Origin of the sequence: Nonomuraea phyllanthi, assembly GCF_006334985.2 — a bacterium.
Taxonomy (GTDB): domain Bacteria; phylum Actinomycetota; class Actinomycetes; order Streptosporangiales; family Streptosporangiaceae; genus Nonomuraea; species Nonomuraea phyllanthi.
The window spans coordinates 77,518-86,079 of the sequence record NZ_VDLX02000031.1; the positions used below are offsets into that span (position 1 = coordinate 77,518).

Consider the following 8,562-nt stretch of genomic DNA (forward strand, 5'->3'; position numbering starts at 1 on the left):
GGGGACTGAGGGGGCGACGGTGACCGATCAGGTCACGACCGGCACGGACGTGACCCGGATGCGGGAGCTCAACGCGCTCAGCATCGTCCGGGCGCTGCGGGGCAACCCGCCATCCACCGTCACGGAGCTGGCCACCCGCACCGGGCTGTCGCGGCCCGGCACGGATGTCATCGTGCAGGGCCTGGTCGCCGACGGCTGGCTCACCGTCGTGGAGCCCGACGGCAGCAGCGTCGTCGGGCGCCCCGCCCGCCGCTACCGCTTCAACGCCGGCGCCGGGCACGTGATAGGCGTGGACGTCGGCGCCCACAAGGTCCTGGCCATGCTCGCCGACCTCGACGGCACCGTCACGTGGACGACCCGGCTGCCGGTCGACCCCGGCGCCGACCCGGCGGCCCGGCTCACCGTCGTGGACGCCGCCGTCGAGGAGTGCCTGGCCTCGGCCGGCCTGCGCCCGGACGACATCTGGGGGATCACCGTCGGGGTCACCGGCCCTGTCGACGCCAGCGGTCGGACCACGCTGTTCACGCCGCTGCCCGGCTGGGCCAGCGTCAACCCGGCCGAGCACCTGGCCGCGCGCTTCTCCTGCCCGGTCCAGGTGGAGAACGACTGCAAGCTCGCCGCTCTCGCCGAGCGCTGGCAGGGTGCGGCCCGCGACGCCGACGACATCGTCTACGTGCTGGCCGGCATGCGCACCGGCGCCGGCCTGATCATCGACGGCACGCTGCGCCGCGGCCACGGCGGCGCGGCCGGCGAGATCGGCGCGCTGCGCGCCGTGCGCTGGCTCACCGCGCCCTCCCACCTGGAGAAGTGCGCCAGCCTGCCCGCCGGCGTCGACACCGACGACGCGGCCGCCTGGGTGTTCGCCGCCGCCCGCGCCGGTGACAAGGCGGCCAGGACCGCCGTCCGCCGCTACACCCGCGACCTGGCCGTCGGCACCGCCGCCCTGGTCCTCACCCTGGACCCGCAGGTCGTCGTCCTCGGCGGCGGCTTCTCCCGCTCCGCCGACCTCATCCTCGGCCAGCTGGCCCGCGAGCTCGGCCGCACCTGCCTGCGCGTTCCGGAGATCCGCGCCTCCACCCTCGGCGCCGAGAGCGTCGCGCTGGGCGCGCTGCGCCTGGCGCTGAACGAGGTGGACGCCCGCCTGTTCGGCACGGGCCTGCCCGCGCCGGTCGCCCCCCGGGCCTGACCTTCTGGGGCGCGGTCAGGCGGCGGCGCGATCGCCGGCGGGCCGGCGGCGCAGGCCCGCGCTCTGGAGGGCCGGGGGGAGGTAGTCCTGGTCGAGCGTGCCGACGTTCGTGCCGGGCGGGACGATCTCGTCGATCCGGTCGAGGAGGTCGTCGCCGAGCGTGACGTCCAGGCCGGCGAGCAGGTCGTCGAGGTGCTCCATCGTGCGCGGCCCGATGATCGCGCTGGTCACGCCGGGGTGCGCGATCACGAACGCCATCGCCAGGTGGGTCAGCGACAGGCCCGCCTCCTTGGCCAGCGGGATGAGCCGCTCGACGACGTCGAGCCGGCGCTCGTCGTTGAGGTGCTTCAGGATGGCCGCGCGGCGCACGTCGGTCTGCTGTCCCTTGCGGATGCGCCCGGTGAGCAGGCCCTGCGCGAGCGGGCCCCACACCAGCGTGCCCATCCCGTAGCGCTGCGCGATCGGCAGCACCTCCTTTTCGGCGCCGCGGCTGAGGATCGAGTAGCCCGGCTGCTCGGTGTGGAACCGTACGAGGCCGCGCCGCTCGGCGACCCACTGGGCCTCGATGATGTCGGGGGCGGGCGTCTGGGACGCCCCGATGGCGCGGACCTTCCCGCTGTGGACCAGGTCGGAGAGCGCGGAAAGGGTCTCCTCGACGTCGGTGCCGGGGTCCGGCCGGTGGATCTGGTAGAGGTCGATGTGGTCGGTCCGCAGGCGGCGCAGGGAGTTCTCGACCGCGGTCGTGATCCAGCGCCGCGAGCTCCCCTGATGGTTGGGGTCGTCCCCTGTCGGGCGGCCCACCTTGGTCGCGAGGACGACGCCGTCTCGACGGCCTTTGAGCGCCTTCCCCACGACCACCTCGGAGTCGCCGTACACGTCGGCGGTGTCGATGAAGTTGATCCCCGCGTCCAGCGCCTTGTGGATGATGCGGGTCGAGTCGTCGTGGTCGGGGTTGCCGACGGATGTGCCGAGCATCAACGCTCCGAGCGCGTAGGGGCTCACCCTGATGCCGGTACGGCCTAGCGTGCGGTATTGCACGGATTCTCCTCATGCCCAGGTTGCTGGTCACGGCTCGCTAGAATAAAAGCGGAACGCCGTTCAGCAACGAGAATACGGAACACCGTTCCGTATTGCAAGGGGAGTCGTCCATGCCCGATCACCCGCCAGAGGAGCCGGCCGCCCGCCGCATGCGCCCCGACGTCCGGCGCAACCTCGACGCCCTGCTGACCGCGGCCGCCGAGATCTTCGAGACCGACGGCGTGGACGCCCCCGTGCGCCGGATCACCGCCAGGGCGAACGTCGGGGCGGGCACCCTCTACCGCCACTTCCCGCAGCGCGCCGACCTCATCGCCGCCGTCTTCCGCCGCGAGGTCGACGCCTGCGCCGAGGCCGCCCGCGCCTTCTCGGCCCAGGAGGAGCCGGTCGAGGCCCTGTCTCGCTGGCTGCGGCACTTCGCCCGGTTCCTCGCGGCCAAGCGAGGGCTCAAGACCGCCCTGCACTCCGGCGACCCCGCCTACGAAGGGCTGCCCGAGTACTTCCAGCAGCGCTTCGTGCCCGTCGTGGCGGAACTGCTGGACGCCGCCGCCGCGTCCGGCGGCATCCGCTCGGACGTGGCCCCGTACGACGTGCTGCGAGCCGTGGCCGACATCGTCGCGCCGGACGACGACGGCTACACCCAGCGCCTGCTCACCCTGCTCATCGACGGCCTCCGCTATCGAGGCGGATGACGTATGGGTCTACCGGATCACGCCGGAGGGGTTCGAGAGCTTTCGTGACCGGCTCGGCGAGCTGGTCTCGGTGCCGCTGCCCGAGCACCCGGCGTTCACGGCCGCGGATTCCACGTCTCCGGGGTGATCCTCCTGATCGCCGACACCGTCGGCATCCTCGCCCTGTGGAACAAGGCGTGGCTCTTCTCCTTCGTGCTGGTGATGCTGGGCTTCCTGCTCCGCTACCGGACCGCGTGGGCGTGCCGCCGCGCGGAGCGGCATTGAGAAGTCACTGAGAAATCGTTGAGACCCCCGGAGCAGGCTGTGCCGGAAAGGGTCCGCCTGCCGAAAGTGAGGGCTCATGCGCGGGCCGCATCGACGGGGCCCTCTCCTCAAGGAGGTCACGATGATGTACGCGCTGTGGGCGGCCGTGGTGGTCCTGGCGGTGCTGTGTGTGCTCAACGTGGTGCTGGCGCTGGGCATCATCCGCAGGCTCCGCGAGCACGCCGAACGCATCAGCGAGCTGTACGAGCGTCCCGACGGCCCGTCGCCGTCCGTCCGGCCCGGTGAGACGGTCGCGGAGTTCGAGGCGGGGGCCGAGCTGCCCGAGCGGACGCTGGTCGGCTTCTTCTCCCCCTCGTGCGCGCCCTGCAAGGCGCTCGCGCCGAAGTTCGCCGAGCTGGCCGCGACGATGCCGCGCGAGCAGGTCGTCGCCGTGATCTCCGCGCTGCCCGACGAGGCGGACGAGATGCGCGCGCTGCTGGGCCCTGTCGCCAGGGTCGTCGCGGACGGCCCCGGCGGGGGGCCGCTGGCCGGCGCGTTCAAGGTGACGGCCTTCCCCCAGGTGTTCCTCGTCGACGGCAGCCGTACCGTGCTGGCCGCCGGGCACGACCTCGACGGCGTGCTCGCCGCCGCGCATGGCTGACGCCTCCTGGCCGCGCGCGCTGGCCGGGGTGGCGGAGCTGGCCTGGCGCGGCGCCCCGGTCACGGTGGTCGCGTACGTCGGCGCCACCCTGGCCCAGGCCGCGCTCCCCGTCACCACGGCCTGGCTCACCAAGGCCCTGCTCGACGCGCTGACCACGCGTCACGGGTCGGTGCTCGGCACGGCACTGGGGCTGGCGGCCTGCGGGCTGGCCGCGGGGGTGCTGCCGGCCGCGTCCACGTACGCCAACGCCGCCCTGGGCCGGTCGGTGGGACTGCGCGCCACCGACCGGCTGTTCGCCGCCACCGAGGGCTTCGTCGGGCTGCGCCACTTCGAGGACCCCGCCTTCCTCGACCGGCTCCGCCTCGCGCAGCAGTCCACGGCGAGCTGCCACGGGCTGCTCGGCTCGGCGTTCGAGGCGGGCAGGGCGGCGCTCACCATCGCCGGGTTCCTCGGCGCGGTGGCGGTGATCAACCCGTGGATGGCCGCGATCGTGCTGGCCTCGCTCGTGCCGGCGCTCTTCGTACAGCTGCGCCTCTCCCGCCAGTACGCGGCCATGATGTGGCAGACCAGCCCGGCCGAACGCCGCGAGTTCTTCTACGGCCAGCTGCTGACCGGCACCCAGCCCGCCAAGGAGATCCGGCTGTTCGGGACGGGCTCCTTCCTGCGCGGGCGGATGCTGGACGAGCGCAGGCGCATCAACCGCGCCCAGCGCCTCCTCGACCTGCGCCAGCTCGGCTCCCACGGCGGGCTGGAACTGCTGGCCGCGCTGGTCGCCGGAGGCGGCCTGGTGTGGGCCGGGCTGGCGGCGCGTGACGGCGGGATCAGCGTCGGCGACGTGGTGATGTTCGCCGGCGCGGTGGCCGGCACCCAGGCGGGGCTCAACACGCTGGCCCAGACGATCGCGCAGATCTCGCAGGGCCTGCGCATGTTCTTCCACTACGTCGACGTCACCCGCACCCCGCCCGACCTGCCGATCGCCGCCGCCGCCGGGCCGCTGCCCGCGCTGCGCCGCGGCATCGAGCTGCGCGACGTGTGGTTCCGCTACGGCGACGACCATCCGTGGATCCTGCGCGGGGTCGACCTGTTCGTCCCGTACGGCGCGGCCGTCGCGCTGGTCGGGCTCAACGGGGCGGGCAAGAGCACCCTGGTGAAGCTGCTGTGCCGCTTCTACGACCCGACCAAGGGCGCGATCCTGTGGGACGGCGTGGACCTGCGCGACTGCGACCCGTCCGAGCTGCGCGCGAGGATCAGCTCCGTCTTCCAGGACCACATGGCCTACGACCTGCCCGCCTCCGAGAACGTCGGGCTCGGGCACCTGCCGCTGCTGGACTCCCCGCCCGCCGTCGAGGCCGCGGCCCGCCAGGCGGGGATCCACGACACGCTCGCCGCGCTGCCGCTGGGCTACCGTACGCCGCTGACCCGCGTGTTCTTCGGCGAGAGCGACGAGGACCCCCAGATCGCGGGCGTCCAGCTGTCGGGCGGGCAGTGGCAGCGGGTGGCGATCGCCCGGGCCCTGCTGCGGCCGGACCCGGAGCTGATGATCCTGGACGAGCCGAGCTCCGGCCTCGACCCGGAGGCGGAGTACGACATCCACACCCGGATGCGGGCCGGGCGGGCTGGCCGTACGAGCCTGCTGATCTCGCACCGGCTCAACACCGTGCGCGACGCCGATCTCATCGTCGTGCTGGAGGAGGGCCGGGTGGCCGAGCAGGGGCGGCACGAGGAGCTGATGGACCGGCAGGGCTCCTACGCCAGGCTGTTCACCCTCCAGTCCACCGGCTACGCGGCTGAGCACATCGGCTGAGCGCATCCGGCTGACCTACAGGTGCGGGAGGAGCTCCTGGAGCAGGGTGTGGCCCGGCATGGCCTGGGCCGGGCGCACACCCACGGCGAACATCTCCGGGTCGTCGAACACCGGCTCCCCGCTGGGGCGGCGGGCGTAGGGGACGCGTCCGTAGTCGACGCCGTCGCGCTCGTTGAAGCTCATCCAGGTGATCGTCTCCTGTTCCCCCTCGCGCAGCGGGTGGTTGGACACGGCGCGGCTGTAGACCGTGTCAGGTGTGGCGACCCAGACGAGCGGGACGGCGATGACCCACCGCGTCGCCTGGATCTCCTGCGCCTTGGCGGCCGCCCGCGTCTCGAACGAGGCGGCGAACCCCGGGTCGCGGAGATAGTCGTAGTCGCTGAGCACGAGCTTCCGCTCCCCTTCGAGAGCGACGATGGCGGGGCAGTCGTGGGCGGCGATGTTCTTCTGGAGACGCTCGACCACATCGAAGAGCAGGGCGGCCGTCTCATCGTTCATCGTGTCCTCCACCGCGGCGTGCCGGACCCTTCCACGGGGTCCGGCACGTGCGGGTCGCGCTCGGGGACCGTCAGACTTCCTCGACGCTGCTCGGCTCACGCCGGGACAGATCGATGCCGAGCTCCTCCGCCGCGCGGAAGACGTCCTCGTCGGTGTCGCGCATCTCGATGGACACGCCGTCGCTGGAGAGCACCTCGACGTTGAGGCACAGCGACTGCATCTCCTTGATGAGGACCTTGAAGGACTCCGGGATGCCGGGCTCGGGGATGTTCTCGCCCTTGACGATCGCCTCGTAGACCTTCACGCGGCCCAGGACGTCGTCGGACTTGATGGTCAGCTGCTCCTGGAGGGCGTAGGCGGCGCCGTAGGCCTCCAGCGCCCACACCTCCATCTCACCGAAGCGCTGGCCACCGAACTGGGCCTTACCGCCGAGCGGCTGCTGGGTGATCATGGAGTATGGGCCGGTCGAACGCGCGTGAATCTTGTCATCGACCAGGTGCAGCAGCTTCAGGATGTAGATGTAGCCGACCGCGATCGGATAGGGGAAGGGCTCACCACTGCGGCCGTCGAAGAGCCGCGCCTTGCCGCTGCGCTCGACGAGCCGGTCGCCGTCGCGGTTGGCGACGGTGTTGCCCAGAAGACCGACGATCTCCTCCTCGTGGGCGCCGTCGAAGACCGGGGTGGCCATGTTGGTGTGCGGGGCGACCTTCTCGAAGCCCTTGTCACGCAGCCGCTCGGCCCACGCCTCCTCGATGCCCGAGATGTCCCAGCCACGGGCGGCGATCCACCCCAGATGGGTCTCCAGCACCTGGCCGACGTTCATCCGGCCGGGCACCCCCAGCGGGTTGAGGATGATGTCGACCGGCGTGCCGTCCTCCAGGAACGGCATGTCCTCCACCGGCAGGATCTTGGAGATGACCCCCTTGTTACCGTGCCGGCCGGCCAGCTTGTCACCATCGGTGATCTTCCGCTTCTGCGCCACATAAACGCGCACCAGCTCGTTCACACCCGGCGGGAGCTCGTCACCCTCCTCACGGGAGAACACCCGAACCCCGATCACCTTGCCTTCCTCGCCGTGCGGCACCTTCAGCGACGTGTCACGCACCTCACGCGCCTTCTCACCGAAGATCGCCCGCAGCAGCCGCTCCTCCGGCGTCAGCTCGGTCTCGCCCTTCGGCGTCACCTTGCCGACCAGGATGTCGCCCGGCACCACGTCCGCACCGATGCGGATGATGCCCCGCTCGTCCAGATCGGCCAGGACCTCCTCCGACACGTTGGGGATGTCCCGGGTGATCTCCTCAGGACCCAGCTTGGTGTCGCGGGCGTCGACCTCGTGCTCCTCGATGTGGATCGAGGACAGCACGTCGTCGCGCACCAGCCGCTGCGAGATGATGATCGCGTCTTCGTAGTTGTGACCCTCCCAGGGCATGAACGCGACCAGCAGGTTCTTGCCCAGCGCCATCTCGCCCATGTCGGTGCACGGCCCGTCGGCGATGACCTGGTTGACCTCGACCCTGTCGCCCTCGGCGACGATGGGCTTCTGGTTGAAGCTCGTCCCCTGGTTGGAGCGCCTGAACTTCGCCACCCGGTACGTCGTCCGCGTGCCGTCGTCGTTCATCACCGTCACGTAGTCGGCGGAGACCTCCTCCACCACGCCGGCCTTCTCGGCGCTGATGACGTCGCCCGCGTCGGTGGCGGCACGGTATTCCATGCCGGTGCCGACCAGCGGCGCCTCGCTCTTGAGCAGCGGCACCGACTGCCGCATCATGTTGGAGCCCATCAGCGCACGGTTGGCGTCGTCGTGCTCCAGGAACGGGATCATCGCGGTCGCCACCGACACCATCTGGCGCGGCGACACGTCGATGTAGTCGACCTCCTCGGCCCGCATGAGCTCGGTCTCGCCGCCCTTGGTGCGGACCAGCACGCGAGCCTCGGCGAACGAGCCGTCGGGGTTGAGCGCCGTGTTGGCCTGCGCCTTCACATAGCGGTCTTCCTCGTCGGCCGTGAGGTAGTCGATCTGTTCCGTCACCTTCCCGTCGACGACCTTGCGGTACGGGGTCTCGATGAACCCGAACGCATTCAGCCGCCCGTAAGAGGCCAGCGACCCGATCAGGCCGATGTTCGGGCCTTCCGGCGTCTCGATCGGGCACATCCGGCCGTAGTGGGACGGGTGCACGTCACGGACCTCGAAACCCGCCCGCTCACGCGACAGACCGCCCGGACCCAGCGCGTTCAGGCGCCGCTTGTGCGTCAGGCCCGCCAGCGGGTTGATCTGGTCCATGAACTGCGACAGCTGCGAGGTGCCGAAGAACTCCCTGATCGACGCCACGACCGGGCGGATGTTGATCAGGGTCTGCGGCGTGATCGCCTCGACGTCCTGCGTGGTCATGCGCTCGCGCACGACCCGCTCCATCCGGGCCAGGCCCAGACGGACCTGGTTCTG

The 8,562-nt window shown here is 71.4% G+C and carries 8 protein-coding genes; 5 read left to right on the forward strand and 3 right to left on the reverse strand.

All coding sequences use genetic code 11. The annotated features are described in order from the left end of the window. The first annotated feature begins 19 nt into the window (after positions 1-19). On the forward strand, positions 20-1,186 hold the full coding sequence (locus FH608_RS47895; protein WP_226900538.1) for an ROK family transcriptional regulator: 1,167 nt from the start codon (positions 20-22) through the stop codon (positions 1,184-1,186). Positions 1,187-1,201: 15 nt separating this feature from the next. Here the strand turns inward: FH608_RS47895 and FH608_RS47900 are convergent, their stop codons facing one another. Beyond that, positions 1,202-2,224: an aldo/keto reductase gene (locus tag FH608_RS47900; protein ID WP_139637881.1), complete on the reverse strand. Its 1,023-nt coding sequence runs from the start codon at positions 2,222-2,224 to the stop codon at positions 1,202-1,204. 110 nt (positions 2,225-2,334) lie between these two features. On the opposite strand from FH608_RS47900, the gene FH608_RS47905 reads away from it, so the two are divergent. From FH608_RS47905 to FH608_RS47915, 4 genes are all read left to right on the forward strand, one after another. After that, on the forward strand, positions 2,335-2,913 hold the full coding sequence (locus tag FH608_RS47905; protein WP_226900539.1) for a TetR/AcrR family transcriptional regulator: 579 nt from the start codon (positions 2,335-2,337) through the stop codon (positions 2,911-2,913). A 123-nt stretch (positions 2,914-3,036) separates the two neighbouring features. Then, entirely contained in the window at positions 3,037-3,177 is a 141-nt protein-coding gene (locus tag FH608_RS52255) for a hypothetical protein (RefSeq protein WP_153265369.1), read from the forward strand. 121 nt (positions 3,178-3,298) lie between these two features. Further along, entirely contained in the window at positions 3,299-3,817 is a 519-nt protein-coding gene (locus FH608_RS47910; protein WP_193319050.1) for a TlpA family protein disulfide reductase, read from the forward strand. Next, positions 3,810-5,621, forward strand: coding sequence for an ABC transporter ATP-binding protein (locus FH608_RS47915; protein WP_139637883.1), 1,812 nt, complete (start codon positions 3,810-3,812; stop codon positions 5,619-5,621). The genes FH608_RS47910 and FH608_RS47915 overlap by 8 nt, the downstream gene beginning before the upstream one ends. 15 nt (positions 5,622-5,636) lie before the next feature. Here the strand turns inward: FH608_RS47915 and FH608_RS47920 are convergent, their stop codons facing one another. Together FH608_RS47920 and rpoB are read right to left on the reverse strand one after the other, a co-directional pair. Continuing rightward, positions 5,637-6,119 carry a hypothetical protein gene (locus FH608_RS47920; protein ID WP_139637884.1) on the reverse strand — a complete coding sequence of 161 codons (483 nt, stop codon included), beginning with the start codon at positions 6,117-6,119 and terminating at the stop codon, positions 5,637-5,639. Between the two features lie 70 nt (positions 6,120-6,189). Beyond that, positions 6,190-8,562 (reverse strand): DNA-directed RNA polymerase subunit beta (gene rpoB / locus FH608_RS47925; protein WP_139637885.1); only part of this gene is annotated, 2,373 nt, incomplete at its 5' end.

Excerpts from the sequence above, each read along its gene's own strand:
- FH608_RS47905 (WP_226900539.1), top strand. The coding sequence starts at position 2,335 with ATGCCCGATCACCCGCCAGAGGAGCCGGCCGCCCGCCGCATGCGCCCC.
- FH608_RS47910 (WP_193319050.1), top strand. The coding sequence starts at position 3,299 with ATGATGTACGCGCTGTGGGCGGCCGTGGTGGTCCTGGCGGTGCTGTGT.
- FH608_RS47920 (WP_139637884.1), bottom strand. The coding sequence starts at position 6,119 with ATGAACGATGAGACGGCCGCCCTGCTCTTCGATGTGGTCGAGCGTCTC.
- FH608_RS47915 (WP_139637883.1), top strand. The coding sequence starts at position 3,810 with ATGGCTGACGCCTCCTGGCCGCGCGCGCTGGCCGGGGTGGCGGAGCTG.